Source organism: Flavobacterium bomense (assembly GCF_003970355.1).
On sequence record NZ_RYDJ01000200.1, the window covers coordinates 1 to 1,146 of the forward strand.

3 protein-coding genes are annotated in these 1,146 nt (G+C 27.8%); all 3 read left to right on the top strand.

The features are described 5' to 3' along the window. Window positions 1-467 (top strand): tyrosine-protein kinase family protein (locus EKL98_RS17750; RefSeq protein WP_394343491.1); only part of this gene is annotated, 467 nt, incomplete at its 5' end. A 74-nt stretch (window positions 468-541) separates the two neighbouring features. Beyond that, on the top strand, window positions 542-946 hold the full coding sequence (locus EKL98_RS16735; protein WP_126563215.1) for a hypothetical protein: 405 nt from the start codon (window positions 542-544) through the stop codon (window positions 944-946). Window positions 947-963: 17 nt separating this feature from the next. Then, a partial coding sequence (locus tag EKL98_RS18290) for a hypothetical protein (RefSeq protein ID WP_233589482.1) occupies window positions 964-1,146 on the top strand: 183 nt, incomplete at its 3' end.

A 1,146-nucleotide genomic window follows, 5' to 3' on the forward strand; every position in this document is an offset into this window, starting at 1 on the left:
ATGAAATTGGTCTAGTAAATTACTTGTTTGATAATAGTATTGATTGGAAAAGTTCATTAAAAAAAGACACTAATTTTTCTAGCAATCTCGACATCCTTATAGCAGGAGAAATTCCCCCTAATCCAACTCAGTTATTAACCAATTCTAATTTTGAAACATTAATTGAAGAGGCAAAGAGCCTTTATGATTTCATTATTCTAGATACTGCTCCTGTGCAAATGGTGTCTGATACGCTCAATTTTAGTCATTTAGCAGATGTAACAGTATATGTATCGAAATTCAATTATACAGATAAGAGATCATTAGTTCAGTTAAATAAATTTATTAAAAAAGAACAATTGAAAAATGTTGGTATTCTTATTAACGAAGTCAATTTAAAAAGTTCATACGGTTATAGTTATGGGATCAACTATGGGTATGAATATCAAGAAAAAAAAGTAAAAAAGTCTTGGTTCAAAAAAGCCTAATTTTCTTTTTTCATGTATGAATTATAAATTATGCAATAGATAAGGCTAAATAATTAAATTCATATAAGAATAAAATGTCAAAAAAAAGAGTTCTTTTAATTTTTGTTTTTGTTATTGCTGCGGTTTTTTATTTTTCATGGTTGCCAGATCCAAGTTTTAAAGACGAAACCTATTTGCCTAGATGGCTTTTGAAATGGAGTGATCATTATTACAATTTGCGTACTGCAATTCCTTTTTTAGCTGTAGGTTTCTTATTAGAAACTTATTCGCAGCAAAAAAGTTCAAACGAAATAAATTACAGTAAAAATTTGAATTTTATTCAAAACTTAGGAATAGCAACAATTATAGTTTGTATAGCCGAAGGCGGACAATTTTTAATTCGAAAAAGGAATCCAGATTTAATGGATGTTTTTTATGGAATTCTAGGAAGTTTAATTGGAGCATTTCTATTCAATTTATATGTCAGATTAAAAGATTAACAATAAAAGATTAACAAATGCGAAATAGACATAAATTTACCTTCATAATTTGCTGTGCTGTCATTGATATGATAGCCATGATATTTGGTACTATGCTATTTTTGAAAATAGCCGCAGTTGAAAAAGTTGGTTTGAATGTTTTGTTTCTCGATAAAATGATTCCTATTACAATCTTAAGTTGGTTGTTTTCAGTTACTTAC

Coding starts and splice junctions, on each gene's coding strand:
- EKL98_RS16735 (WP_126563215.1), top strand. CDS start 542: ATGTCAAAAAAAAGAGTTCTTTTAATTTTTGTTTTTGTTATTGCTGCG.